Origin of the sequence: Aeromonas sp. SE22, assembly GCF_038739755.1 — a bacterium.
Taxonomy (GTDB): Bacteria; Pseudomonadota; Gammaproteobacteria; order Enterobacterales; family Aeromonadaceae; genus Aeromonas; species Aeromonas jandaei.
The window spans coordinates 346,356-371,446 of sequence record NZ_JBCGFD010000003.1; the positions used below are offsets into that span (position 1 = coordinate 346,356).

The following is a 25,091-nucleotide window of genomic DNA, read 5'->3' on the forward strand; positions in this document are numbered from 1 at the left end:
GTGATCAGATCACCGAGCCCTCAGTAAGTTCCCTTCAAACTGCATCGATTTAGGCAACAACGCCGCGGACGCCTAATATGTTCCTCCAGCAGAGTGAGCTCTCTGAATCAGGAGTTAATCAAGCACTGACGGCCAGTGGGAAGCACAGCAGGGTTGAGTTTAGTGTTAGGTTCAAGGTGCGATGGCAGAGCCAAGCTGAGCCGCCAAAAGAGAGTAAGCAGAGGAGAGGCATACCGAAAAACTGAGCGGCTTGCCAAATAGTTCATATATGTTGTGTGAGGGATAGGGAATATCAGCCCCTTTTCATTGAGCGCCGGGAGTGCTGGCCTTACCCCGCAGCCCTTCCAAGGTCGTTTATTGCTGCCCGCCATCATTTTGCAGTTGCCACTGCTGCAGCTGCTTTTTCAGGGAGCCTTCGCCCGGGGGGATAAAGTCGTCGAGCAAAAAGCAGCGTTGATCGCCCGATTTTTGCAGCTGGAGGGTGACCTCCTGCGGCTCTTGCCGGGTATCTGTCATCGCCAGACGGTAGCGCATGGTCACGGCCACCGTGCTGTCGCTGCTGCTGGTCGCACTGAAGGTGACGGGTTCGACCACATCGCCATCCTGCGCGTTGGTCCAGGGATCGGCATCAATGGCGCACACCTCCCCGTCGGCATTGCACTCTGCTTCGCGGCTCAGCACGCTGAAAAAGTCCGGGGTCAGCAACTCTTTGATCCTGGCCGGATCGGTGTAATAGAAGTTCCGGTGATGCTCCCAGAACGCCTTGGCATGCTTGATGGCAACGCCGTCGTCGCAAGCGGCATAAACCGGGTTGCCCAGCAGTGCCAGCAGAAGCGGGAGTGCAGTGCCGGCTTTCATGGTGTGGTTCCTGACCTGTGCCGGTTGACGAGGAAGGGTCATGGCGGTCTCCGGAAAAAGGTGGTGGTTAAACGGGCATCATAGTCAACGCTGGGCGCAGCGAAAGAGGAATGTGGTGAATTTATGCCGCACATCAAGAATTTTGGCAGTAAAAGGAGTATCCGAATGGAGTCTGTTTATCGACCTAAAACTGCGCAATGAACTGATTCGCAAGAAAAAGGGCCATCGATGATGGCCCCTTCGTTTATTCGGTAATGGCGTTTGCGCCTTAGCTGCGGTTGCCGGCGCGGGCGACCCGTCCTTCGGCCAGCAGCTGGTAGCTGCCGGTGGCGGCCGGGATAAAGGCTGACTGGCCCTTCTCGAGACGCAGTGTCTCATCGCCGCGCTTGAGGATCACGGTTGCATCGATGGCAAACAGGATCTCGGCGCTGGCGGTGGTGAGCTGGTGCTCGCCCGCCGGATAGACGCTGAAGGTGAAGTCCGGTACCGGTACCTCGAAGTGCTGCACCGATCCTTCAACATGGGGAGCAAGCAGGATCTGGTCGTCCGGCTTGGCCAGGCAGCGGGTACAGTCCAGCAGTTCTGCCACGTCGATGTATTTGGGGGTGAGGCCGGCACGCAGCACGTTGTCCGAGTTGGCCATGATCTCGAGGCCGGTGCCGCGTACATAGGCGTGCGGGGTACAGGCATCGAGGAACGTCGCCTGCCCGGGCTTGAGGGTCACCACGTTCAGCAGCAGCGGCGAGAAGAGGCCGACGTCGCCCGGGTACTGGGCCGCCAGGCTGGTGATGAGGGCAAAGGTCTCCTCATCCTGATGCTCGCTGGCAAAGGCCAGCAGCCCCGCCAGCGCCTCCTCCTTGCGCGCCCCTTCCAGTACCAGCAGCTGGTGGAAGAAGTGCTGCAGGCCCGCTTCATTCTGGCTGGCGGCAAGGGCTGCGGTCAGATCGGCGATGACCGCCAGATTGACCCGCTCGAACAGCGCCAGAATGGCCGGGATGGCGCGAAAGCCGTTCATCGCCTGATAGGGGGTGAGGGCAAACACCAGCTCGGGCTTGTGGTTCGGGTCCTTGTAGTTGCGATTGGCGGCCTTGGCCTTGATGCCGGCGGCCTCCTCTTTGGCAAAGCCCGCTTCGGCCTGTGCCTTGCTCGGGTGCACCTGAATGGAGAGAGCCTTCTCGGCGCACAGCACCTTGAACAGGAACGGCAGGCTGCCAAAACGGGCGAGGGTGGCCTCACCCAGCACGGCGGCGGGGGCGCGCTCGATCAGGGTCGAGAGCTTCTGGGTCTGGCCCGCCACGACTACGTCGGAACAGCCGTTGGGGTGGGCGCCCATCCAGAGCTCGGCCTGGGGTTTGCCCTCGGGATTGGCAATGCCAAACAGGGTAGTGAGGGAGTCATGACTGCCCCAGTCATAGCCTTGAATCGGGTTTTGCATCAACAGAAAGGAGGGCAGATCGCTACTGCTCATAAGGGACGCCTCGTCTAGTTTGAAGAAAATCGGGTACAGAAAAGGGTGGCATTGCTGCTGTGGACCGGACTATAACATGGGCGGTCGTGCGCGCCGCAACCGCTTGCCTCTCTCTTGATCAGGATCACCATGTCTCTCATCTTCAGCCAACTGCTCGACGGAGCCCTGAGCGAACAGGTTCCATTTGACCAAATCTGGTTTGCCAGTGAACAGGGGGTACCCCCGGGTTTCAGCTATCAGGTCAACTTTCCCCGCCTCGAACTGGTGTTCAGCGGCGAGTATCTCAACCAGATCTGGGACAGGGAGGAGGGGGTCAGGGAGATCAGCGTATTGCCGGGACAGGCGCTCTATATTCCCCCCAACGGCTGGAACAAGCCGCTCTGGACCACCGACTGCTCGGTGCTGAGCCTGCTCTTTGGCAAGCGCCAGCTGGGCTTCAGTCTGGTGAGCAAGCGACGGGAAGACCCCGATTTCTTCGATGTGCAAAAGCACAGCATCATGGCGCGAGCGGGCCACGTCATCGAACACATACTGGCGGCGCTCAACGTGCTGGCCGAGGATCCCGGTCGCTCTCCCACCGACGACCACCTGCTGCAGGCGTTGTTGTCGAGTGCTCGGCAACTGCTGATCGCCTCTGCTACCGATCGGCCGCGGGGGGCGGATCTCTTCCACGGGATCTGCATCTATATCCAGGAAAATTTTCACCGCCCCATCACCCGCGACTCCATCGCCCACCGCTTCAACGTTTCGGCCAGCCATCTCTCCCACCTGTTTCGCGAGCAGGGCCATATGCGCCTTGCCGATTACATCAGCTGGGTACGGATCGACCGGGCCAAATTCATGCTGAAAAAGTACCGCTTCCGCCTTGAAGAGGTAGCGAGCCGCTGCGGCTACAGCGACGTGAACTACTTCTGCAGGGTGTTCAAGCAGAAGACGGGATTGACCCCGACCCAGTATCGCTCCCTGAGCCAGCCCCAGAACCAGAGTCATGAGCTGGCGTGATAAAAACGGGGGCAAAACAGGGGCGCGGCCGGGATGCAATCACCACTGTCAAAGAGGCTCTACCTCTTTGGTCTGACATGCGAGCTCGCCATTTTATTATGAAAATGAATGGGCTAAGATGGCCGCGCGCAACAAACAAGTTGATAACAAACGGAAGTTAGGAGATGCCGATGGAAAGCAAAGTAGTTATCCCGACCCAGGGCCAGAAAATCACAGTCGATGCCAGCGGCAAGCTGCAGGTTCCCAACCATCCGATCATTCCGTTTATCGAAGGGGATGGCATCGGTGTTGACGTAACCCCGGCCATGTTGAATGTGGTGAATGCTGCGGTCGAGAAAGCCTACAAGGGCGAGCGCAAGATCGCCTGGATGGAGATCTACACCGGCGAGAAGTCGACTCATGTCTATGGCGAAGGTGCCTGGCTGCCGGCCGAAACCCTCGATTTCATTCGCGAATATTGTGTGGCCATCAAGGGCCCGCTGACCACGCCGGTCGGTGGCGGTATCCGCTCTCTCAACGTGGCTCTGCGTCAGGAGCTGGATCTCTACATCTGCCTGCGGCCGGTGCGTTACTACGACGGCACCCCGAGCCCGGTGAAGCGTCCTGATCTGACCGACATGGTGATCTTCCGCGAAAACGCCGAAGACATCTATGCCGGCATCGAGTGGAAGGCCGACAGTGCCGAAGCGAACAAGGTGATCGCCTTCCTGCAAAACGAGATGGGCGTGAAGAAAATTCGCTTCCCCGAGTCCTGCGGTATCGGCATCAAGCCGATGTCCAAGGCCGGTACCGAGCGTCTGGTGCGTGCCGCCATCGAGTATGCCATCGACAACGATCGCGACTCCGTGACTCTGGTGCACAAGGGCAACATCATGAAGTTCACCGAAGGTGCCTTCAAGGATTGGGGTTATGCTCTGGCTCAGAACGAGTACGGTGCCCAGCTGATCGATGGCGGCCCCTGGTGCTCCTTCAAGAACCCGAAAACCGGCAAGACCATCGTCATCAAGGATGTCATCGCCGATGCCTTCCTGCAGCAGATCCTGCTGCGTCCGGCCGAGTACGACGTCATCGCCTGTATGAACCTCAACGGTGACTACATCTCTGATGCGCTAGCCGCGCAGGTGGGCGGTATCGGTATTGCTCCGGGCGCCAACATTGGTGACGGCGTGGCCCTGTTCGAAGCGACCCACGGTACTGCGCCGAAATATGCCGGTCAGGACAAGGTTAACCCGGGCTCCCTGATCCTCTCCGCCGAGATGATGCTGCGTCACATGGGCTGGGTCGAAGCGGCCGATCTCATCATCAAGGGGATGGAAGCGGCGATCCGCAACAAGACCGTCACCTATGACTTTGAGCGTCTGATGGAAGGTGCCACCCTGCGCTCCTGCTCCCAGTTTGCTCAGGACATGATCGACCAGATGTAATGTCTTCTGCTTGCCAGAAAAGACAAAACCGGCGCCATGAGCGCCGGTTTTTTTTATCTCGAGTGAGTGAAGAGGATCAGATGTTGGCCGCTGCCAGATACTTGGTCATCTCCTCGGCCGGGACCATGCCGCCGCCGGTGGCCCACACCAGATGGGTGGCGCGGGCCATGGTTGCCGCGTCCAGTCCCTGCGCGGTTTGCCATGCCGGATCGGCCGCTACGCGCCACGGGCCAGCCATGCCAGCTAGAGCAGAAGGTTCTAGTTTGATCTGCTCATCGCGCGCCAGCAGTCCCAGCAGGTCATACATCTCCTGATCGCTCAGGGTGTAGAAGCCCGCCAGCAGCCGCTCCATGGCGCGGCCGACGAAACCCGAGGCACGCCCTACCGCGAGGCCATCGGCTGCGGTGAGGTTGTCGATGCCCAGATCCTGCACCGCAATGGCATCGTGCAATCCGGTATGGACCCCCAACAGCATGCAGGGGGAGTGGGTCGGCTCGGCAAACAGGCAGTGGACATGGTCACCAAAGGCGAGCTTGAGACCAAAGGCCACCCCGCCTGGTCCGCCGCCTACGCCGCAGGGCAGGTAGACGAACAGCGGGTGGTCGGCATCTACCTTGATGCCCATCTGGTCGAACTGCTTTTTCACCCGCTCGCCCGCCACCGAGTAGCCGAGGAACAGGGTGCGGGAGTTCTCGTCGTCGATAAAGAAGCAGTTGGGGTCGCGCTCAGCCTCTTTGCGCCCCTGTTCCACCGCAACCCCGTAATCTTCGGCATATTCGACCACGATGGCGCCATGTTCGCGCAATTTTCGCTTCTTCCACTCCCGCGCATCGGCCGACATGTGGACGGTAACGGTAAAGCCCAGCTTGGCGCTCATGATGCCGATGGACATGCCAAGATTGCCGGTGGAGCCCACTGCGATGCTGTACTGGCTGAAGAACTGGCGGAACTCGTCGCTAAAGAGCTTGCGGTAGTCATCTTCTTCTCGCAGCAGACCGGCTTTGATGGCCAGCTGCTCGGCATGGGCCAGCACCTCGTAGATACCGCCGCGCGCCTTGATGGAGCCGGAGATGGGCAGGTGACTGTCTTTTTTCAGCAGCAGTTTGCCGGTCACTTCGACCCCGTAACGCTCATTGAGGGTGCGCTGCATCGCCGGAATAGCGGCGATCTCGGACTCCAGAATACCCTTGCTGGCGCGGGTCTCGGGGAAGGCTTCGCACATGTAGGGGGCGAAGCGGGCCAGCCGAGCGGAAGCGTCCGCCACATTGTTGTTATCGAGCCCCACATAGGGCAGACCGGCAGCCAGAGTGGTGGTATTGGGGTTGAACCAGGTGACTGGCTCAAGCGCGATCAGGGATTGCACCAGTGGAAATTGCGCTGTGAGCTGTTGTACGTCGATGTTTTTCATAGGGTTCTCGGTCTTGTTACACGATAAAGGAGAGCAGGAAGATACCGGCCAGCGCCATCAGGGAGGCGACAAAGGTGGCGGTGGTGTAGTACTTGAGCGTTTCGTTCAGGGTGGCGCCGCAATACTGCTTGACCAGCCAGAACAGAGAGTCAGTCACCATGGTGCAGCCAATGGCACCGGAGCCGATGGCCAGGGTCATGATCTCCGGGCTGATGTTCGGGTAGTGCACCATGATGGGGGAGACGATGGCGGTGGCGCCCATCATGGCGACGGTGGCGGAGCCCACGGCGGCGTGCAGTATGATGGCAACCAGCCAGGCCAGCAGAATGGGGTGCATATCCAACTGGGAGAGGATAGTGGCCAGAGAGTCGCCCAGCCCGCTTGCCTTGAGCACCCCGTTGAAGGCACCACCCGCCCCTATGATGAGCAGAATGTTGGCGATGGAGGAGAAACACTCCTCGGTCTTGTTCAGCAGACCCTCCATCTTCATCTGCTGGCGGATCCCCAGCACGTAGTAGGCGGTGAAGGCAGCGATAAACATGGCGGTGATGGGGTTGCCGATAAACTCCAGCACAGTGTAGAGGTTGCTTGCGTGATCCATGTTGAGCTCGGCGACCGTCTTGGCCAGCATCAGCAGGATGGGCAGCAGCACGCTAAAGAGCGAGGCGCTCAAGGTCGGGAGAGTGATCTCATCGCGCGCCTTGATGTCGGCAAAGGCATCGGGTACCCCCTTGAACGGGAGCCGGTTGCCCAGCAGTTTGAGGAACAGGGGGCCGCCGATAAGAGAGGCAAAGAGGCCGACCGCCAGACCATAGACGATGACGGAACCCACATCGGCGCCCAGCTGATTGGTGACATAGAGGGCAGCAGGGTGCGGCGGTACGATGCAGTGCACGGCCATCAGGGCGGTGCAGAGCGGAATGGCCAGCTTGAGCAGCGAGGTGTTGGTCTTGCGGGCGATGGAGAAGGCCAGCGGGATCAGCAGCACCACGCCGACTTCGACAAACAGGGTGATGCCACATACCAGACCAACCAGCACCATGATGACATCCGGCGAAAGCCAGCGGCATCTCTGCAGGGCGAGGCCGATGCGCTCCGCCGCGCCCGACACCTCCATCATCTTGCCGAGTATGGTGCCAAGGCCGATGACGGCGGCGAGAAAGCCCAGCGTGCCGCCAATCCCCTCTTCCATGGCGCTGACCATCTTGAGGGGCTCCATCCCCATCAGGGTACCCACATAGAAGCTGGCCAACAGCAGGGCCAGAAAGGGGTGGATCTTGCCCTTCACTATGGTGACCACGATAAGAACGATGCTACTTAGCAAGGTAGCGATGACCCATACCTCTGAACTCATACTGCGCCTCGACATCTGTTGTGTGTGATTGTTTATGCGCTATTGAATGAAAATGAGGCGGGGCTGACAAATGATGAAATCGACCACTTGGATGATCTGAGGTGATGCAAAGTGGCCTTATCGGTCACATTTTCTGTAAATACTGTTTATTGGGTCTTTTCATTGCATCTGGAAAGGGGGGCTGCGCGGTATGATGTACGTGAACCGGTGAGAGGAGTTTGAATGTATATTGCGGATCACTACATATCGCGCAACAAGCTGCTGAATGGTTACCAGCTGGCCAAGCTGCATACCTTCGAGGCGGCAGCGCGCCACGGCTCTTTTGCCATGGCTGCTGATGAGCTATCCCTCAGTCCCAGCGCCGTGAGCCACAGGATAAGCGCGCTGGAGGATGAGCTGGGCTTTCAGCTCTTTGAGCGTTTCCATCGCAAGGTGGTGTTGACGGCCGAAGGGCAGCGGGTGTTCTGGGCGCTCAAGTCATCGCTGGAGTTCATCAATCAGGAGATCCTGGAGATCAGAAATCAGGAGCTTTCGGGCACTCTGACCATCTACTCGCGCCCCTCCATCGCCCAGTGCTGGCTGGTGCCAAGGCTTGCCGACTTCTCAAGGCTGCATCCCCAGATCGAGCTGAACATTGTGACCGGCAACGAGAACATCAATCTGCACGGTTATGGCATCGATCTGACCCTCTACTTCGACGAGAAGGTACCGGAGCGGCTCGCCATCCACCATCTGATGGATGAGTACATAGTGCCGGTTTGCAGCCCCGAATATGCCATGCAACACAACCTGCTGGAGAATCCCGGCAACTTGCAGAACTGTCGGCTGCTGCACGATCGGCAGGCCTGGGGGTATGACTCCGATGGTGATGAGTGGGAGAGCTGGGCACGCCACCACGGAGTGAGCCTCGCTGATTGCCGGCTCAATATGGGCTTTGATCGCTCCGATCTCGCCATCATCGCCGCCATGAACCACGGGGGCATCGCCATGGGACGCAAGAATCTGGTGAGCAAGCGGTTGGCGCGCAACGAGCTGGTGACCCCGTTTTCGGGTCGTGAGGTGAAGTGCGAGCAGCGTTACTACATTGCGACCCTGCCCAATCGCCAGTGTCCCAAGATCCAGGCGTTTATCGAGTGGGCGCAGCAGATGGCGCAAGAGACGGCATCAGCCTGATGGGGCCGATTGCTGGAAAAACAAAACAGGAGTTATTGGGGGAGGGGATAAACAAGCGCCTTGCAGCGCGGTGCTGCAAGGCGAATAGTCGAAGGATCAGGTGGTTCTTTCCAGATGGTGCTGGTAAATCTGCTGCCACTTGTCCAGCTCGGTCTCATCCCCTTGCTGCTGCCAGAACTCGCAGATGGAGCTGGCAAGCTCGGATGCCATGGCGTGGTCGCCATCGCGGCGGCTCATCAGATATTGTCCAAGCCAGCTTTGGTACTGTTTCATTGCACGATCTCCTTATCAATTTGACGATTGATACTGCTGCTGCGACGGCTCCACACCCTGAACGGGCCCAGTCGCAGGCACCTTGCGCCTTGTCTGCGGATCTTCCTGTTTTTCGCCGTTATAAGTGTCAATTCAGACCGATAACGGTCGAGAAAGGAGCGAAGGTGTCAAAAATTGGCCACTACCTTATCACAAAAAGATGTGAAGATCAGGTTTTGGGGTCAATTGGGTTATAAATCGGGCGAAAATTGAGCCTGATAGCGACAAAAGGGGCCAGAAAGCTTGCGCCCCTCTCTGGTCTGTTACGGGCTGTATGGCTGGAAAATTATTGAGTGAGGCGGCGTGCCTGCCAGTAGCGGCTGTTCCAGTAGACATTGTCGAGCCGCGAGCGGATCACCCCCTTGCTGGTGGAGGCGTGGATAAACTCCCCGGCACCGGTGTAGACCCCCACGTGATACTGCTGCCAGCCGGTCTTGAAGAAGACCAGATCGCCGTGCTGGAGCCGGTAGCGATCGACGGGTTGGCCGATATTGGCCTGGGATTCGGTGGTTCTTGGCAGGTTGACCCCCAGCACCTGGTTGTAGGCAAGCTGGGTGAAGGCAGAGCAGTCGAGCCCGGCGCGGCTGGTGCCGCCCATCCGGTAGGGCACTCCTCGCCACTGCTGATAGAAGCCGTCGAAGGCGCTGCTCTGGCGCGGAGGCGGCGGCTCAGGCGTACTGGAACAGGCGGCCAGCAGCAGGGTCAGCAGGATGAGCAGCAACGGACGGTACATCGGGGCACATTCTCCAGAACAAACGTGGCAAAACAGGTGCGACAGGACACGTTCGGCACGACAACTTTTCCATCATAAACAAGGTATTGGTCAGATACCTAGCTAGATGTGACAAAAATGGTCGTTTTGTTGCAAAAAAACGCCAGCACGGTGGCTGGCGCTTGGGGTCTGGCGTCACAGGTCAGGAGGTGGGGCTGATTAGCGGCTTGAGCAGCTCGGCCAGCTTGTAGAAGGTCTGCACCCGGGTAGTGCTGGGGCGCCACACCAGCCCGATCTCGCGATAGGGGTGTTCGCCGGGCAGCGGGATGGCAACCAGATCGGAGTTGTCGAGAATACCGGCATCGATGGCCATCTGGGGCAGGAAGGTGGTGCCAAGGCCCGCCTCCACCATCTGCACCAGAGTGTGCAGGCTGGTGGCGGCGAACGGGTTGATCTTGCTCTTGTCCCGCAGCCGGCAGGCGCTCACCGCATGCTCGGTCAGGCAGTGCTCCCGCTCCAGCAGGAAGATGCTCTGGTTGGGCAGCTCCTTGTAGTCGAACGGGGTGTGCAGACCGGCCGCCATGCTGGCGGGCATCACCATGTGGAAGGGATCCTGACCGACCGTCTTGCAGTGAAAGCCGCCAATCTCGATGGGCAGGGCGAGGATCAGCAGATCGAGCTGCCCCTGCTCAAGTTGTTTGAGCAGATTGCTGGTGGTGTCTTCCCGCAGCAGCAATTCGAGGTCAGGATAGGCCTTGCTGCACTCTTTGAGCAGCTTGCTCAGGAGGAAGGGGGCAATGGTGGGGATGCAGCCGAGGCGCACCGTGCCCTGCATCACCCCGCCCTGATTGAGGCCAAGCTCCATCAGATCCCGCGCATCGGAGAGCAAATTGCGAGCTCGCTCGACGATTTCCATGCCGACCGGGGTCATAATGAAGCTCTTGTGGTCACGCTCCACCAGTTGCAGGTTCATCATGTCCTCCAGCGTCTGGATCCCGGTACTCAGGGTCGATTGACTGACATGACAGGCCTTGGCGGCGCGATTGAAGTTTTTGTGCTCGTCGAGAGCAACCAGATATTGCAGCTGTTTGAGGCTGGGCCAACGTTGCATAGAAAAACCCGATTAATGCTATCTATTTAATTTGATTTACTAATCTACCACCGGGTATATAGTTTGTCGCTTGAATTAGACGGACTTGGCTCTAGGTAGCCCAATCCTGACTGGATTGTTCACTTCACATAAAGAGGAATTGAATATGGTATTGGTAGGCCGTCCCGCACCCGATTTTACCGCTGCAGCTGTTCTGGGTAATGGTGAGATTGTTGACACTTTCACCCTGTCATCCCACATCAAAGGCAAAGCTGCCGTTGTCTTCTTCTATCCGCTCGATTTCACCTTCGTTTGCCCGTCCGAGCTGATTGCCTTCGACCACCGCTATGAAGAGTTCCAGAAGCGTGGCGTGGAAGTGATCGGTGTTTCCATCGATTCCCAGTTCTCCCACAATGCATGGCGCAACACCAAGGTGGAAGATGGTGGTATCGGTCAGGTCAAGTACCCGCTGATCGCCGACGTCAAGCACGAAATCTGCAAAGCCTACGACGTTGAGCATCCGGAAGCCGGTGTTGCTTTCCGTGGCTCCTTCCTGATCGACAAGAACGGTGTTGTTCGTCACCAGGTTGTCAACGATCTGCCGCTGGGCCGTAACATCGACGAAATGCTGCGCATGGTCGACGCCCTGCAGTTCCACGAAGAGCACGGCGAAGTGTGCCCGGCTCAGTGGGAAAAAGGCAAAAAAGGTATGCAAGCCTCTCCGGACGGCGTTGCCAAGTACCTGTCCGAGAACGCTGACTCCCTGTAATCGGGTTAGCTCTCAGCTTGAAAAACCGGTGCCAAGGCATCGGTTTTTTTATATCTGCAATTCATTGCTCCGATGTTCATAGCGCAAGGTCATGCGGGTCTTGCTCATTGCCCATGGCAGGGGCCTGGGATGATTGGGTCGGGCAAGAGATCGGGCGCAGTTTGCCAGCAGGTCATGGCGCGTCGGGCCGCTATTTGGCGCTGAAATTGTTTCACCTGCGCAACGGATATCAAAATTTTCCATCTTAATTTGCAACAATATGAGTCCAGGAGGGGGCAGAAGCGTCGCCGGAATAGGCGCTAGTGAAGCGCCGTATTGCCCCTTATCAGTAAGAGGATCGTGGGCAAGCGGCATGGCTGCGAGAGTTGAGCGGTACACAGTGGTTTGCCCGCAGGGAAATGCGAAGGATAAAAAAAGCGCGCCATGGGCGCGCTTTTTTGCGGGTATCAGCGGCTATTCGTCAAAGACGCCGAAGTGCTCCTTGGCGAAGTTGACCCGCTGCTCCACGTTCATCTTCACCTGACCCAGCTTCTCGATAGTCTTGAGGTTGGGCACCAGACCACGGCCGTTGGCGATTTGAATGGCCAGACCCGGGCGGGCGTTGAGCTCCAGCAGCATGGGGCCGCGGAACTTGTCGAGCACCATGTCGGTACCGATATAGCCCAGACCCGACATCTCGTAGCAGGAGGCGGCCAGCGTCAGCAGGGTATCCCAGTGGGGCACCTTGAGCTCATAAAGGTCGAGGCCGGTATCCGGATGGTGGCGCAGCGGATTGCCAAACTGCACCGCCCGCAGGGCACGGCCGGTACGCAGGCAGAGACCCACACCGACAGCCCCCTGGTGCAGGTTTGCCTTGCCATCGGAAGCCGAGGTGGAGAGGCGCATCATCGCCATCACCGGGAAACCCTTGAAGATGATCACCCGGGCATCGGGCACCCCTTCAAACGAGTAGCCGTCGAACACGTCATCGAAGTTGATGAGGCCTTCGACCAGCGCCACGTCGGGCTTGCCGCCGAGCGAATAGAGCCCCGCCAGAATGTTTGAGACATGGCGCTCCAGATCCTGACCGTTACTGGCACTGCCGTTGGGCTTGTAGAAGAGGCCATCTTCCTGACGCAGGATCACCAGGATCCCCTTGCCGCCGGAGCCGCGCGCCGGCTTGATGCAGAAGCCCGGCCAATCCTTGACCAGCTCGGTGATGCGACCCACATCGTGCTGGGCGCGGATGGTGCCGATCAGTTCCGGCACCGTTACGCCCGCATCCAGCGCGATACGCTTGGTCTGCAGCTTGTCATCCACCAGCGGATAGAGGCTGCGCGGATTGTAGCGGCTGATGTAGGAGTGGTTGCGCTTGTTCATGCCGAGGATGCCTGCCTGCGACAGGCTCCACGGGGTGGTGTACTTTTCCCAGAACCACATCTGTTACTTGTCCTTACCCGGGGTGGCACCGGAACGCATCTCGTCTACCAGCGGCTTGAAGCGCTTGAGTTCGCTCAGCTTGTAGCCGGTGTAGTTACCCATCAACAGCACGGTCGCCATCAGCACCAGCTGCAGGCCGAGGAAGTTGAAGGTGAGGTGACGAATGAGCTCGTTATCCATGGCCAGATAGGCGATGACAGCCACCAGCAGGGAGCCGCCACCCTGGCGGAATACCTCTTTCGGGCCCTCTTCTTCCCACAGGATGGACATCCGTTCGATGGTCCAGGAGAGGATGATCATCGGGAAGAAGGTGATCTTCATGCCGTCGGTCAGCCCCAACTTGAAGGCGAACGCCGAGAAGACCCCGATCAACGAGATAACCATGATGATGATGGCCGATATCCGCGCGACCAGCAGCAGGTTGAGTCGCGACAGGTAGGAGCGGATCACCAGACCGGTGCCGACGATAAGCAGGAAGCCCACCAGACCGGTGATCAACTGGGTCTGGATAAAGGCGACCGCGATCAGCACCGGCATAAAGGTACCGGAGGTCTTGATCCCGACGATAACCCGCAGGAACACTACCATCAGCACGCCGATGGGGATCAGCAGCAAGCCCTTGAACAGGGTCTGCTCTTCCAGCGGCAGGCTGTGGATGGAGAAGTTCATCATCTCTGACTTTTCAAACTTCTGGGCCAGCGCCACGCTCACCGGTTGCTCCTGCTCGATCATCGAGAAGCTTACCTTGGAGTTGTGGCCGCCAGTCACATCCAGCAGTGAGCCGGAGTTGTACTCCCACAGCAGCAGGTTGCCAGGACGGCCCTGTTCGCCGGTCTGCGGGTTGAACAGCTTGTAGTCGGTCGGGCTGTTGAACACCTGCAGGTAATCGACCAGCTCCTGACGACGACGACCATCTTCCAGGCTCAGGGCGTGGACGACGCGGGCCGGTACATTAGCATTGTTGAGCAGCTCGGCGATCAGGTTGGCGCGGCTCTTGTGCTTTTTCAGCAGCTCGGCGTTCTGCTCCTGCTTCTCGATCTCCTTGATGATCTCGCGAGTCAGGGTGTAGCCGTCGGCAGAGCGCTCCTGGGCGCGCTCCAGGATCTGCTTCATGGCGGTGGCGTAGGGCTCGCTCTCGATCTGCTTCTCGATGGCGGGCGGCTGCGGGTTGGCAGCCGGCTTGGCGTGGGCATCCGCCATCATGTCGACGCGGTAGTAGAGCTCCTGACGGCCGGAGGCGGTGCGGATCGACCACTCGGCGCGCGCATCGCCATCCTTCTCGACGAAGGAGAGGCCGTAGCCGGGGCTGGCGGCGTTTTCGTTCATCAGGGTAAAGCCGGGCTGGGTACCCGGAATGGCCAGGGAGGCGATCACCGGCTCACCGGTGGCTTCAAACTCCAGCTTGGCTTCGATAGACCAGATCTGGCGCTTTTCACCGGGCGTGAGCGGAACGTCCAACGCGATGTGGTGATAGATCGTCATCCCCAGGCCGACAATGTACAGCAGGGCTACCAGCAAATAGAACGGCTTACGGGAAACCATGGATTATTTCACATCCTTGAGCTTGGGTTTGGGTTGGATATATTCGCGGGCCACATCGACCACAGCGATATCTTTCAGGAATTCACGACCCAGCAGCACGGGGAAGGCCATGTCGCTACGATCTTTCAGGGTAAATTCGGCCTTCTCGGTCATGTCGCCGATGCGCACTGTCAGACGTACCACGGGACGGCGGTCGAGATCGTCGGCAGAGGCCTGACGTACCCGCACGTGGCGTACCAGCGGGGCTTCGATCTGGATCTTGTCGTCGGCATCTTGATGGCTCAGCAGGAAGCGAACCCAGTTTTTGCCGTTGCGCTCGAAAATGGTGATCTCCTGAGCGCTGATGGAGGAGGTGGTCGCACCGGTATCGACCCGGGCCTGGAAGGCGTCATTGGCGGCATCCACCCAGATCCACTCCGCTTCACCCACCATCAGCTTGCCATCAATGGTGTGACCCTGATTGGGCACCGGGCACTTCTCGGCTGGTACAGCCATCGGCTTGGGCGGCTCGGAGGGGAGGGCGGCGATCTTGTGATCTACTTGTTTGACGGACTCTTTCATATTGGTGACATCTGTATTGAGCTGAACCAGCAGGTGCTGTTGCTGCACATACTGCTTCTGTTGCTGCTCCATGGATGTTTGCAGGCGCTGCTCGCTCTGGCTCAGCTCGCTACGCAACTCGGCCAGTGTCAGTGCAGGAACCTGGGGCGCTTTTTCCATATTGACACACCCGCCGAGACTGAGCAGGGAGAGCAGGGTCATTCCTTTTAATTTGCTTTTCATGTCATTCATTTAACTGTGCTTCCTGGAATTGGGTCAGTGTAACTTCCACAGCCGCCATCGGCTAGTCTTTGGCCTTTCTGGCAATCAGTACGGCACGTTTCGGTGCCGGATGTCCTTCTACCGTGAGTGCCGGATTGTCTGGGTCCAGATAATCACTCAGGGATTCATTAATCATCCAGTCGGTACGACGCTGTTCGTCCGTGCTGGTCATATTTTCATCGACAATCCGCACGTCGGTGAAGCCACAGCGCTCGACCCACAGCTTGAGGGCGGCGCTGGATGGAATAAACCAGACGTTGCGCATCTTGCCGTAGCGGTCGGTGGGCATCAGCACATCATTGACACCGCCGTCAATTACCAGCGTCTCCAGCACCAGCTCGCCATCATCCTTGAGCTGGTTGCGCAGCTGCTCGATGTGCTCGATGGGGGATTTGCGGTGATAGAGCACCCCCATGGAGAAGACGGTGTCAAACGCCCGCAGCTCAGGCAGCTCCTGAATCCCGAGCGGCAGCAGGTGGGCGCGCTGGTCGTTGCCGGCGAAGTGGCGAATCGCCTCGAACTGGCAGAGGAACAGCGGGCTCGGATCGATGCCGACCGCGAGCTTGGCCCCTTCACCCACCATGCGCCAGAGGTGATAGCCGCTGCCGCAACCCACATCCAGCACGTAGCGGCCTTCGAGCGGGCTGATATGGGGCAATACCCGATCCCACTTCCAGTCGGAGCGCCACTCGGTGTCGATGTGGATACCGTGCACGGTGAACGGCCCCTTGCGCCAGGGCATGAAGTGGCGCAGCAGGCTCTCCACCTTCTTGCGCTCCCCTTCGCCCAGGCTCTCGGCCGAGCCGATTTCGACCCGGCTTTTCAGCTCGACATGGTCGGGGGCGACGGCCGGCAGCTTGTTGAGGGCGCGGTTCCAGCGCGGCAGATCGCCGTGCTGGTTATCGTGTTGCCAGGCGTGCAGCTGGGCGGGCAGGGTATGCAGCCAGTGGCTCAGCCGGTTCTTGGCGATCAGTTGATAGAAGTTGGCAAAGTCGATCATGGCTGGGCGTCGCTGGATTTGATGGCAATCATGGAGCCGAAGTTGAAGCACTGGAACCAGAGATCCTGATGAACGAAACCGGCGTCGCGCAGGCGCGCCTGATGCACCGGCAAGCTGTCGGTGCGCATCACGTTCTCAAGGGCTGTGCGCTTCTGGCTGATCTCCAGCTCGCTATAACCGTTGGCGCGCTTGAAGTCGAGGTGCAGATCGATGAGCAGCTCGTTGACCGGCTCATCCTCGAAACGGAACTTCTCGCTCAGGATCAGGATCCCGCCCGGGCGCAAACCGTCATGAATGCGCTGGATCAGGGCAGCCCGCTTCTCGGGCTCAACAAACTGCAGGGTGAAGTTGAGCACCACCACCGAGGCGTTCTCAATCTCGATGTCGCAGATATCGGCCTCCACCAGCTCCACCGGCACCTCGGATTTGAAACCGGAGAGGTGGGCACGGGCGCGCTCGATCATGTGGTGGGAGAGATCCACCGCCGTGATGCGGCAACCGGGCTGGCTGATATGGCGGCGCATCGCCTGAGTGGCGGCGCCCAGCGAACAGCCGAGGTCATAGAGTCGGCTCTCGGGTTGGGCGTAGCGGGCGGCCATCATGCCGATGGCAGAGATGATGTTGCTGTAACCCGGCACCGAGCGCTGGATCATGTCGGGAAAGACATCGACGACCTGTTCGTCAAAGCAGAAATCACCCAAACGGGCGATGGGGGCGGCAAATATTTGATCTTTGGTATGCATGCTGGCGCAACCTGACAGCCGGCATATCGGCCGACTGCTTTGTTCAATTGAATCGTTGGGTGGCACCCGTCTGGGGGTGGCTCATCACCTGTTTACGAACGGGGTGGCCGGTCATGAGCTCCTGGTGACCGGTCCTGTTCGTAGGGGTCATCTCCGGACCCTTATCGGGAGCCGAGTCATTTGTTACCACTGATTAACAGTAACGGTGACAGGGCTCCTTGCATGGGGCGCTAGTGTAGAGGATTGACGGCCATTTGTCTTGACGCCGGGCCCCGCCAAACCACAAAAATCGCCCTTTTTTTACTGCGTTTTCGGGGCTCTGCGAGGGTTGCTTGTGTCACTGGTTAAAAGGGCAGCACTCCCTGCCGCGCGCGATCGTTTTCCCCCGACCAGGGAGCCATCTCTTGCCCCAGCAGGCGGCTTACCTGACGGGCCAGTTCGGGGGCTTGGGCGTTGTCGGCGGTGTGGATGTAGAGGTAAAGATCCTTCCTCTCGGCCAGCCATTGGCGCCAATGGGGTATCCAGCTCGGTAAAAAGGGGTGGTTGGCCGCCGGATGCGGCAGGCCAATCAGGCGCACCATGGGGGCGCTGGCGGTGGCAAGCAGATGCACCGGCAGGCGCGGCTTTTTGCCCTGGGCATCAATCAGAGCGGCTGTCGTGGCGGGTACCGAGAAGAGCGGGCGACTGTCGAGCATCACCCGGTTGACCCCTTGTTCCATCAGCAGCCGGTTCAATGCCCGTTCGGCCTCCCCCTTGGCGAAGAAGTCGGGATGGCGCACCTCGAGGGCGTAGCAAAACGCCGGCGGCAGCCGTTCGATAAAGGCCGCAAGCCGGGGCAGCCCTTCCGGGCCGAAGCGGGCAGGCAGTTGCAGGGTGAGCAGCCCCAGCTTGTCGTGTAGCGGCGCAAGCAGGTGGATAAAGTCGGCAACCTGTTTGTCTGCGCTCACCAGATCGCTCTGGTGGCTGATGGTTTGTGGAAACTTGAAGTTGAAGCGAAAGTGATCGGGCACCGCATCGGCCCAGCGCTGCACCGTATCGGGGGTCGGCAGGGCGTAGAAAGTGGTGTTGCCCTCCACCGAGTTGAAGACAGTCGCGTAGTGGGCGAGGTGCTCGGCGGGCTTGGCGCCCAGACCCAGCAGCTGGCCTGGCCAGGCGGGGTGGGACCACTGCGGCAGGCCCAAATAGAGGCTCATGGCGACGTCTCTCTCTGCTCTTGGTGAATTCGGGCCCCTTTTTTTGCCACTTTTTGCCATCCAGAGCAAAAAACTGGTGAAAGGAGGCTGCTGGCCATTTTACCCAAAAGGGGGTTTTCCTCTATAATGCCAGCCCTTTTGTTTTTCAATTTCTTGTGACCCATGCCTATCTACGAATATCGTTGCGACGTCTGTGGCCATGAATTGGCAAAACTGCAAAAGCTTTCCGATGCCCCCCTGACCGACTGTCCGGCCTGTAGCAAGCCGAATCTGGTCAAGCTGATATCGGCGGCAGGCTTCCGGCTCAAGGGAACCGGATGGTACGAGACTGATTTCAAACCGGGTAAGAAAAAGAATCTGGCCAGCTGTGAGACAGACGGTGCTTGCCAGTCGTGCCCGGCGGCCCAAGGTTAACCGTCTCTCTACAATTTCGAAGGAAGAAGTCCATGCGCTCTATCTATTGCGGACAGGTCAATGAGGCCCATGCCGGGCAGACCATTACATTGTGCGGTTGGGTCCATCGTCGTCGTGATCTCGGCGGTCTGATCTTTATCGACATGCGCGATCGTGAAGGGATCGTGCAGGTGTTCTTCGATCCGGACAAACCGGAAGCGTTCGCCCTGGCCTCCGAGCTGCGCGGCGAGTTCTGCATCCAGGTGACAGGTGTAGTGCGCACCCGTCCCGAGTCCCAGCGCAACAGCGACATGGCCACCGGTGCCATCGAAGTGTTCGCTCATGAGCTCAACATCATCAACCGTGCCGAGCCGCTGCCGCTGGACTTCAACCAGGTCAACAGCGAAGAGATCAGCCTCAAGTATCGCTACCTGGATCTGCGTCGCCCCGAGATGGCCAAGTACCTGAAGACCCGTGCCAAGGCCAGTGCCTTTGTGCGCCGCTTCATGGACGAGCACGGCTTCCTCGATATCGAGACCCCGATGCTGACCAAGGCGACCCCGGAAGGTGCCCGTGACTATCTGGTGCCGAGCCGCGTGCACAAGGGCAAGTTCTACGCTCTGCCGCAATCTCCCCAGCTGTTCAAGCAGTTGCTGATGATGTCCGGCTTCGACCGTTACTACCAGATCGTCAAGTGCTTCCGTGATGAAGACCTGCGTGCCGACCGCCAGCCGGAATTCACCCAGATCGACGTGGAGACCTCCTTCATGACCGCACCGCAGGTGCGTGAAGTGATGGAAGAGATGATCCGCAAACTGTGGCTGCACATCCTGAACGTGGATCTGGGCGACTTCCCGATCATGACCTTCGACGAAGCCATGCGTCGCTACGGCTCCGACAAGCCGGACCTGCGTCTGCCGATGGAGCTGGTCGATGTGGCCGATCTGCTGACCGCCGTCGAGTTCGCCGTGTTCGCAGGCCCCGCCAACGATCCGAAAGGCCGCGTGGCTGCCCTGAAAGTGCAGGGCGGCGCCGAGCTCTCTCGCAAGCAGATCGACGAGTACACCAAGTTTGTCGGCATCTACGGTGCCAAGGGCCTGGCCTGGATGAAGGTCAACGAAGCGGCCAATGGTATCGAAGGCGTGCAGTCTCCGGTTGCCAAGTTCCTCTCCGACGCCATCGTGCGCGAGATCCTGACCCGTACCGGCGCGGCCGACGGCGACATCATCTTCTTCGGTGCCGACTCCAAGAAAGTGGTTTGCGATGCCATGGGCGCCCTGCGTCTGAAAGTGGGCCGTGATCTGGGTCTGCTGGAAAACAGCTGGAAGCCGCTGTGGGTTATCGACTTCCCAATGTTCGAGGAAGATGGCGAAGGCGGTCTGGCTGCCATGCACCACCCGTTCACCGCGCCGAGCAACATGAGCCCGGCCGAGCTGAAAGCCAATCCGGTGGGTGCTTACGCCAACGCCTACGACATGGTGATCAACGGTTACGAAGTGGGCGGCGGCTCTGTCCGTATCCACAACAGCGAGATGCAGGCCACCGTGTTCGATATCCTGGGTATCACCCCGGCCGAGCAGCGCCTGAAGTTCGGCTTCCTGCTGGATGCCCTGAAGTACGGTACCCCGCCGCACGCCGGTCTGGCCTTCGGTCTGGACCGTCTCAGCATGCTGCTGACCGGCACTGAAAACATTCGGGACGTCATTGCCTTCCCGAAAACCACTGCGGCCGCCTGTCTGATGACCGACGCCCCCAGCCTTGCCAACGCCGCCCAACTGGGCGAGCTGGCGATTGCAACCACCGTCAAGGGTGATGAGTAAGCCCTTCCGGGCACCGGAGGTCGCGTAGCGGCCTCCCTGTTCCCCTTGCGTTAGCAATGACGTGTGTTACTGAAATTTCAAAAATATAACGGAGAGTCTCTATGGCAGGTCACAGTAAATGGGCCAACATCAAACACCGCAAGGCCGCTCAGGATGCCAAGCGTGGCAAGATCTTCACCAAGCTGATCCGCGAAATCACTACCTCCGCGCGTCTGGGTGATGCCGATCCGGCCAACAACCCGCGTCTGCGTGCTGCGGTGACTGCCGCCCTGACCAACAACATGACCCGCGACACCATCAACCGTGCCATTCAGCGTGGCGCCGGTGGTGGCGATGGCGAGCAGCTCGAGACCATCGTATACGAAGGTTACGGCCCGGCCGGCTCTGCCGTCATGGTTGAGTGTCTGACTGACAACCGCAACCGTACCGTAGCCGAAGTGCGTCACGCCTTCAGCAAGTGCGGTGGCAACCTGGGTACCGACGGCTCCGTAGCTTACCTGTTCACCAAGAAGGGCGTACTGACCTTCGTGGGAGTCGATGAAGATGCCCTGATGGAAGCTGCTCTGGAAGCGGGTGCCGATGACGTGGTGACCGAAGAGGATGGCACCATCGAGGTGTACACCACCCCGAACGACTTCGGTACTGTGCTGGACGGTCTGGAAGCTGCCGGCTTCAAGGCCCAGAGCGCCGAAGTGACCATGATCCCCTCCACCGAAGCGGAGCTGGATGCCGAGACCGCGCCCAAGCTGATGCGCCTCATCGACATGCTGGAAGATCTGGACGACGTGCAGGAGGTGTACCACAACGGCTCCATCTCCGACGAAGTGGCCGCGACCCTGTAATCGCTCCCCGCACTTCTTGCAAATGGCAGCCAGATGGCTGCCATTTTTTTATTGTCGCAAAGGTGAAATAGATGTCGCCTTATTTGTTTCATCAGTGAAACAGCTTGTGGCCAGCATTCATCCCCACGCCCGGCCATCACCCTCCGGCAGGTTCTCCGAATTTCCCCTTTCCTATCCCGATTTCCATTCAGCCACTTATATCCGTGGCTTGCAGATACCTTCGGCTGGACCAGTGTTGTTTACCTGATGGAGAAGAGCGGTAGGGATTGTTCGCGCATTTTGTGCCGGCAGCCCAATCCTGAACCAGGGAAGCCTGTGGTATGGATGACCTGCTAGATGAGAGGGGTAACGGGTTGTCAGGTCGGGGAGCGAGGAGAGTGGGGGAGTGCAGGGTGGCACATATAAAAAAAGCCCGCGCAGTGCGCGGGCTTTCTATTTCTACTCAGGCGAGATTACTTGGACTTCTTCTTGCCTTCGGCTTTGGCTTCAACCGGGGCAGCAGCTACCGGAGCGGCTTCGGTGAAGGGACGGCCGTAGTAGGAGTCCAGCAGAACCTGCTTCAGCTCGCTGATCAGCGGGTAGCGCGGGTTGGCGCCGGTGCACTGGTCATCGAAGGCTTCGATGGACAGCTGGTCAACCTTGGCCAGGAAGTCAGCCTCGGCAACGCCAGCTTCGCGGATGGAGGCCGGGATACCCAGGGTAGCCTTCAGCTCGTCCAGCCAAGTCAGCAGCTTCTCGATCTTGGCTGCGGTGCGGTCACCGGCAGCAGTCAGACCCAGGTGGTCAGCAACTTCGGCGTAACGACGACGAGCCTGCGGACGGTCGTACTGGGAGAACGCAGTCTGCTTGGTCGGGTTGTCGTTCGCGTTGTAGCGGATGACGTTGCTGATCAGCAGGGCGTTGGCCAGACCGTGCGGAATGTGGAACTCGGCACCCAGTTTGTGAGCCATAGAGTGGCACACACCCAGGAAGGCGTTGGCGAACGCGATACCGGCGATGGTGGCAGCATTGTGCACCTTCTCACGAGCAATCGGGTCGTTGGCACCGTTCAGGTAGCTGGACGGCAGGTACTCTTTCAGCATTTTCAGGGCTTGCAGCGCCTGACCGTCGGAGTACTCGTTGGCCAGTACGGAAACATAGGCTTCCATGGCGTGAGTCACGGCATCGATACCACCGAAGGCACACAGGGACTTCGGCATACCCATGACCAGGTTGGCATCAACGATGGCCATGTTCGGGGTCAGCTCGTAGTCAGCCAGCGGATACTTCTGACCAGACACTTCATCGGTTACTACTGCAAACGGAGTGACTTCAGAGCCGGTACCGGAAGTGGTGGTGATACAGACCAGTTCGGCCTTCACGCCCATTTTCGGGAACTTGTAGATACGCTTGCGGATGTCCATGAAGCGCATGGCCAGATCTTCGAACGCAGTGTTCGGGTGCTCGTACATCACCCACATGATCTTGGCAGCATCCATCGGTGAACCACCGCCCAGCGCCAGGATTACGTCCGGTTTGAAGGAGTTGGCCATCTCGGCACCCTTGCGAACCACAGCCAGGGTCGGGTCAGCTTCTACTTCGTAGAACACTTCCACTTCCATATTCTGTGCTTTCAGCAGGCTGACCAGCTCATCGGCGTAGCCGTTGTTGAACAGGAAGCGGTCGGTCACGACCATGGCACGCTTTTTACCTTCCAGGTCGCTCAGAGCGATCGGCAGGGAACCACGACGGAAGTAGATGGATTTCGGAAGTTTGTGCCACAGCATGTTTTCTGCCCGTTTTGCGACTGTCTTCTTGTTGATCAGGTGCTTCGGACCCACGTTTTCGGAGATGGAGTTACCACTCCAGGAGCCGCAACCCAGGGTCAGGGACGGTGCCATTGCGAAGTTGTACAGGTCACCGATACCGCCTTGAGTAGACGGAGTGTTGATCAGGATACGCGCGGTCTTCATCTTGTCGCCGAAGTACTTGATGCGGTCAGCGTTGCGATCCTGGTCGGTGTACAGACCTGAGGTGTGGCCGATACCACCGATGTTGACCATGTCACAGGCCATATCAACGGCGTTTTCGAAGCTGCTTGCACGGAACATACCGAGCAGCGGGGACAATTTCTCGTGAGCAAATTCGTCTTCAGCACACAGCTTGACGCCTTCACCGATCAGGATCTTGGTATCAGCCGGTACAGTCACGCCTGCCATCTCGGCAATCTTGGTCGCCGGCTGGCCAACGATGTTGGCGTTCAGGGCACCGTTGATCAGGATGACTTTACGGACCTTGTCAGCATCTTCTTTGGAGAGCACGTGGCCCTTGTGAGATGCAAAGCGCTCTTTAACCTGGTCGTAGATGGCATCAACAACGATGACTGCCTGCTCGGAAGCACAGACCACGCCGTTATCGAAAGTCTTGGACATCAGGATGGAGGCAACGGCACGCTTCACGTCGGCGGTTTCGTCGATAACGATAGGCACGTTACCGGCACCTACACCGATAGCAGGCTTACCGGAAGAGTAGGCTGCTTTCACCATGCCCGGGCCACCGGTGGCCAGGATCAGGTTGATGTCGTCGTGTTTCATCAGGGCGTTGGAGAGCTCAACGGACGGTTGGTCGATCCAGCCGATGATGTCTTTCGGTGCACCGGCGGCAACAGCTGCATCCAGTACCAGCTTGGCTGCGGTATTGGTGGAGTTCTTGGCACGGGGGTGCGGGGAGAAGATGATGGCGTTGCGGGTCTTGAGCGCGATCATGGATTTGAAGATCGCAGTAGAAGTCGGGTTGGTGGTCGGAACGATACCACAGATGATACCTACCGGCTCGGCGATGGTGATGGTGCCCATCTGAGTGTCTTCGCTCAGAATGCCGCAGGTCTTCTCTTCTTTGTACTTGTTGTAGATGTATTCGGAGGCGAAGTGGTTCTTGATAACCTTGTCTTCGATGATACCCATACCGGATTCTTCCACGGCCATCTGGGCCAGGGGGATACGGGCGTTGTTGGCGGCCAGGGCGGCGGCACGGAAGATCTTGTCTACCTGCTCTTGAGAGAAGCTGGCGAATTCACGCTGTGCTTCCTTAACGCGGGCGACCAGTGCATCCAGTTCAGCCAAATTGGTTACTGCCATGTTTATCTCCTGATTATTTGAAAACTGTTTAGTAAGACGTTGGCAATGCCCGGCAATTATAGTCGCCCTGTCAAGGCGGTATCGTTGCAACAGCTTTTTCACATGCCTTACTAAATCGCTTTCTGAGTCGATTATAGAGCGGGGCTGACTCAGAAAAACTTGATCTAGATCATGTGTAACAAAAGAACAAAAGAAATTTTATTTCATGATCCATGTTTGATGGATGTTATCGGAATGTGCATCCTGAAGGAAGCAAAGAGGATTGTAAATAGACGGTAATAATCGCTTTGTATCAAATGGTTAAATAAGCTTTAGCCAGCTTGCAGGAGGTGAAGCCGGCGCTTCAGGTTATAAAACATGAATGTTGTGGTTACGAAGTCACCATTCAACCTCTCCTAAAATCCCATTTGTTACGAAATTGCATGTTGTTTTAATCCATGACTAATCCAATTGATGGCGGTGACAGCGATCTTTGGGGCGTGGCTGCTGGCCGTTCTATGCCATCTTTGCCATCGCAGCAAAGACGATAAGCCAGGATATGGGCATATAGACAAGTATTGGGTGGCAATCGAGCCCTTTTGCGCAAGTTGGCACAGGTTTATGCCACGTTGCGACCATGCATTAGCGAAAC

The 25,091-nt window shown here is 58.5% G+C and carries 21 protein-coding genes; 7 read left to right on the plus strand and 14 right to left on the minus strand.

What is annotated here, in order from left to right:
* Window positions 1–354: 354 nt before the first annotated feature.
* Both AAHA39_RS08550 and manA read right to left on the minus strand, forming a co-directional pair.
* On the minus strand, window positions 355–900 hold the full coding sequence (locus AAHA39_RS08550; protein ID WP_320656197.1) for a hypothetical protein: 546 nt from the start codon (window positions 898–900) through the stop codon (window positions 355–357).
* 226 nt (window positions 901–1,126) lie between these two features.
* Window positions 1,127–2,326, minus strand: a complete 1,200-nt coding sequence (gene manA / locus AAHA39_RS08555) for a mannose-6-phosphate isomerase, class I (protein WP_320656196.1) — start codon at window positions 2,324–2,326, stop codon at window positions 1,127–1,129.
* A 129-nt stretch (window positions 2,327–2,455) separates the two neighbouring features.
* On the opposite strand from manA, the gene AAHA39_RS08560 reads away from it, so the two are divergent.
* Window positions 2,456–3,328, plus strand: coding sequence for a helix-turn-helix transcriptional regulator (locus AAHA39_RS08560; protein WP_208735961.1), 873 nt, complete (start codon window positions 2,456–2,458; stop codon window positions 3,326–3,328).
* A 170-nt stretch (window positions 3,329–3,498) separates the two neighbouring features.
* The gene (gene icd / locus AAHA39_RS08565) at window positions 3,499–4,752 is read left to right on the plus strand and encodes an NADP-dependent isocitrate dehydrogenase (RefSeq protein WP_033114311.1); all 1,254 of its coding nucleotides are present in this window, start codon (window positions 3,499–3,501) and stop codon (window positions 4,750–4,752) included.
* Window positions 4,753–4,828: 76 nt separating this feature from the next.
* Here the strand turns inward: icd and AAHA39_RS08570 are convergent, their stop codons facing one another.
* The gene (locus tag AAHA39_RS08570) at window positions 4,829–6,160 is read right to left on the minus strand and encodes a D-serine ammonia-lyase (RefSeq protein ID WP_320656195.1); all 1,332 of its coding nucleotides are present in this window, start codon (window positions 6,158–6,160) and stop codon (window positions 4,829–4,831) included.
* A 16-nt stretch (window positions 6,161–6,176) separates the two neighbouring features.
* Entirely contained in the window at window positions 6,177–7,514 is a 1,338-nt protein-coding gene (dsdX, locus tag AAHA39_RS08575) for a D-serine transporter DsdX (RefSeq protein WP_320656194.1), read from the minus strand.
* Window positions 7,515–7,736: 222 nt separating this feature from the next.
* On the opposite strand from dsdX, the gene dsdC reads away from it, so the two are divergent.
* Window positions 7,737–8,687, plus strand: a complete 951-nt coding sequence (gene dsdC, locus AAHA39_RS08580; protein ID WP_320656193.1) for a DNA-binding transcriptional regulator DsdC — start codon at window positions 7,737–7,739, stop codon at window positions 8,685–8,687.
* A 96-nt stretch (window positions 8,688–8,783) separates the two neighbouring features.
* Here the strand turns inward: dsdC and AAHA39_RS08585 are convergent, their stop codons facing one another.
* From AAHA39_RS08585 to AAHA39_RS08595, 3 genes are all read right to left on the minus strand, one after another.
* The gene (locus tag AAHA39_RS08585) at window positions 8,784–8,960 is read right to left on the minus strand and encodes a hypothetical protein (RefSeq protein WP_104014414.1); all 177 of its coding nucleotides are present in this window, start codon (window positions 8,958–8,960) and stop codon (window positions 8,784–8,786) included.
* Between the two features lie 325 nt (window positions 8,961–9,285).
* Window positions 9,286–9,732 (minus strand): C40 family peptidase, encoded by a 447-nt coding sequence (locus AAHA39_RS08590; protein WP_182925763.1) that lies wholly within the window; start codon window positions 9,730–9,732, stop codon window positions 9,286–9,288.
* 181 nt (window positions 9,733–9,913) lie between these two features.
* On the minus strand, window positions 9,914–10,822 hold the full coding sequence (locus tag AAHA39_RS08595; protein ID WP_071911103.1) for a hydrogen peroxide-inducible genes activator: 909 nt from the start codon (window positions 10,820–10,822) through the stop codon (window positions 9,914–9,916).
* Between the two features lie 145 nt (window positions 10,823–10,967).
* Between AAHA39_RS08595 and AAHA39_RS08600 the strand changes: the two genes are divergently transcribed.
* A complete protein-coding gene (locus tag AAHA39_RS08600; RefSeq protein WP_033114317.1) occupies window positions 10,968–11,570 on the plus strand; it encodes a peroxiredoxin C in 603 nt (200 codons plus the stop codon).
* 453 nt (window positions 11,571–12,023) lie between these two features.
* Here AAHA39_RS08600 and AAHA39_RS08605 read toward each other — a convergent pair whose 3' ends face one another.
* The 6 genes from AAHA39_RS08605 to AAHA39_RS08630 all read right to left on the minus strand — a co-directional run bounded on the left by AAHA39_RS08605 (window position 12,024) and on the right by AAHA39_RS08630 (window position 18,289).
* Complete coding sequence (locus AAHA39_RS08605) at window positions 12,024–12,989, minus strand: alpha-L-glutamate ligase-like protein (protein ID WP_033114318.1); 966 nt, start codon at window positions 12,987–12,989, stop codon at window positions 12,024–12,026.
* Window positions 12,990–12,992: 3 nt separating this feature from the next.
* Window positions 12,993–14,531 carry an inactive transglutaminase family protein gene (locus AAHA39_RS08610; RefSeq protein ID WP_320656192.1) on the minus strand — a complete coding sequence of 513 codons (1,539 nt, stop codon included), beginning with the start codon at window positions 14,529–14,531 and terminating at the stop codon, window positions 12,993–12,995.
* Between the two features lie 3 nt (window positions 14,532–14,534).
* Window positions 14,535–15,323 carry an ATP-dependent zinc protease family protein gene (locus tag AAHA39_RS08615; RefSeq protein ID WP_033114320.1) on the minus strand — a complete coding sequence of 263 codons (789 nt, stop codon included), beginning with the start codon at window positions 15,321–15,323 and terminating at the stop codon, window positions 14,535–14,537.
* Window positions 15,324–15,375: 52 nt separating this feature from the next.
* Window positions 15,376–16,353, minus strand: a complete 978-nt coding sequence (gene cmoB, locus AAHA39_RS08620; protein WP_043849503.1) for a tRNA 5-methoxyuridine(34)/uridine 5-oxyacetic acid(34) synthase CmoB — start codon at window positions 16,351–16,353, stop codon at window positions 15,376–15,378.
* Window positions 16,350–17,096, minus strand: a complete 747-nt coding sequence (cmoA, locus tag AAHA39_RS08625; protein ID WP_320656191.1) for a carboxy-S-adenosyl-L-methionine synthase CmoA — start codon at window positions 17,094–17,096, stop codon at window positions 16,350–16,352. The genes cmoB and cmoA overlap by 4 nt, the downstream gene beginning before the upstream one ends.
* A gap of 344 nt (window positions 17,097–17,440) precedes the next feature.
* Entirely contained in the window at window positions 17,441–18,289 is an 849-nt protein-coding gene (locus tag AAHA39_RS08630; protein WP_320656190.1) for a DUF72 domain-containing protein, read from the minus strand.
* Between the two features lie 162 nt (window positions 18,290–18,451).
* Between AAHA39_RS08630 and AAHA39_RS08635 the strand changes: the two genes are divergently transcribed.
* The 3 genes from AAHA39_RS08635 to AAHA39_RS08645 all read left to right on the plus strand — a co-directional run bounded on the left by AAHA39_RS08635 (window position 18,452) and on the right by AAHA39_RS08645 (window position 21,344).
* A complete protein-coding gene (locus AAHA39_RS08635) occupies window positions 18,452–18,703 on the plus strand; it encodes an FmdB family zinc ribbon protein (protein ID WP_005337686.1) in 252 nt (83 codons plus the stop codon).
* 32 nt (window positions 18,704–18,735) lie between these two features.
* On the plus strand, window positions 18,736–20,502 hold the full coding sequence (gene aspS, locus AAHA39_RS08640) for an aspartate--tRNA ligase (RefSeq protein WP_320656189.1): 1,767 nt from the start codon (window positions 18,736–18,738) through the stop codon (window positions 20,500–20,502).
* A gap of 101 nt (window positions 20,503–20,603) precedes the next feature.
* Window positions 20,604–21,344: a YebC/PmpR family DNA-binding transcriptional regulator gene (locus AAHA39_RS08645; RefSeq protein ID WP_041208577.1), complete on the plus strand. Its 741-nt coding sequence runs from the start codon at window positions 20,604–20,606 to the stop codon at window positions 21,342–21,344.
* 452 nt (window positions 21,345–21,796) lie between these two features.
* Here the strand turns inward: AAHA39_RS08645 and adhE are convergent, their stop codons facing one another.
* Complete coding sequence (adhE, locus tag AAHA39_RS08650) at window positions 21,797–24,460, minus strand: bifunctional acetaldehyde-CoA/alcohol dehydrogenase (protein ID WP_071911112.1); 2,664 nt, start codon at window positions 24,458–24,460, stop codon at window positions 21,797–21,799.
* Window positions 24,461–25,091: the final 631 nt, after the last annotated feature.

Coding starts and splice junctions, on each gene's coding strand:
- AAHA39_RS08550 (WP_320656197.1), bottom strand. CDS start 900: ATGACCCTTCCTCGTCAACCGGCACAGGTCAGGAACCACACCATGAAA.
- manA (WP_320656196.1), bottom strand. CDS start 2,326: ATGAGCAGTAGCGATCTGCCCTCCTTTCTGTTGATGCAAAACCCGATT.
- AAHA39_RS08560 (WP_208735961.1), top strand. CDS start 2,456: ATGTCTCTCATCTTCAGCCAACTGCTCGACGGAGCCCTGAGCGAACAG.
- icd (WP_033114311.1), top strand. CDS start 3,499: ATGGAAAGCAAAGTAGTTATCCCGACCCAGGGCCAGAAAATCACAGTC.
- AAHA39_RS08570 (WP_320656195.1), bottom strand. CDS start 6,160: ATGAAAAACATCGACGTACAACAGCTCACAGCGCAATTTCCACTGGTG.
- dsdX (WP_320656194.1), bottom strand. CDS start 7,514: ATGAGTTCAGAGGTATGGGTCATCGCTACCTTGCTAAGTAGCATCGTT.
- dsdC (WP_320656193.1), top strand. CDS start 7,737: ATGTATATTGCGGATCACTACATATCGCGCAACAAGCTGCTGAATGGT.
- AAHA39_RS08585 (WP_104014414.1), bottom strand. CDS start 8,960: ATGAAACAGTACCAAAGCTGGCTTGGACAATATCTGATGAGCCGCCGC.
- AAHA39_RS08590 (WP_182925763.1), bottom strand. CDS start 9,732: ATGTACCGTCCGTTGCTGCTCATCCTGCTGACCCTGCTGCTGGCCGCC.
- AAHA39_RS08595 (WP_071911103.1), bottom strand. CDS start 10,822: ATGCAACGTTGGCCCAGCCTCAAACAGCTGCAATATCTGGTTGCTCTC.
- AAHA39_RS08600 (WP_033114317.1), top strand. CDS start 10,968: ATGGTATTGGTAGGCCGTCCCGCACCCGATTTTACCGCTGCAGCTGTT.
- AAHA39_RS08605 (WP_033114318.1), bottom strand. CDS start 12,989: ATGTGGTTCTGGGAAAAGTACACCACCCCGTGGAGCCTGTCGCAGGCA.
- AAHA39_RS08610 (WP_320656192.1), bottom strand. CDS start 14,531: ATGGTTTCCCGTAAGCCGTTCTATTTGCTGGTAGCCCTGCTGTACATT.
- AAHA39_RS08615 (WP_033114320.1), bottom strand. CDS start 15,323: ATGAATGACATGAAAAGCAAATTAAAAGGAATGACCCTGCTCTCCCTG.
- cmoB (WP_043849503.1), bottom strand. CDS start 16,353: ATGATCGACTTTGCCAACTTCTATCAACTGATCGCCAAGAACCGGCTG.
- cmoA (WP_320656191.1), bottom strand. CDS start 17,096: ATGCATACCAAAGATCAAATATTTGCCGCCCCCATCGCCCGTTTGGGT.
- AAHA39_RS08630 (WP_320656190.1), bottom strand. CDS start 18,289: ATGAGCCTCTATTTGGGCCTGCCGCAGTGGTCCCACCCCGCCTGGCCA.
- AAHA39_RS08635 (WP_005337686.1), top strand. CDS start 18,452: ATGCCTATCTACGAATATCGTTGCGACGTCTGTGGCCATGAATTGGCA.
- aspS (WP_320656189.1), top strand. CDS start 18,736: ATGCGCTCTATCTATTGCGGACAGGTCAATGAGGCCCATGCCGGGCAG.
- AAHA39_RS08645 (WP_041208577.1), top strand. CDS start 20,604: ATGGCAGGTCACAGTAAATGGGCCAACATCAAACACCGCAAGGCCGCT.
- adhE (WP_071911112.1), bottom strand. CDS start 24,460: ATGGCAGTAACCAATTTGGCTGAACTGGATGCACTGGTCGCCCGCGTT.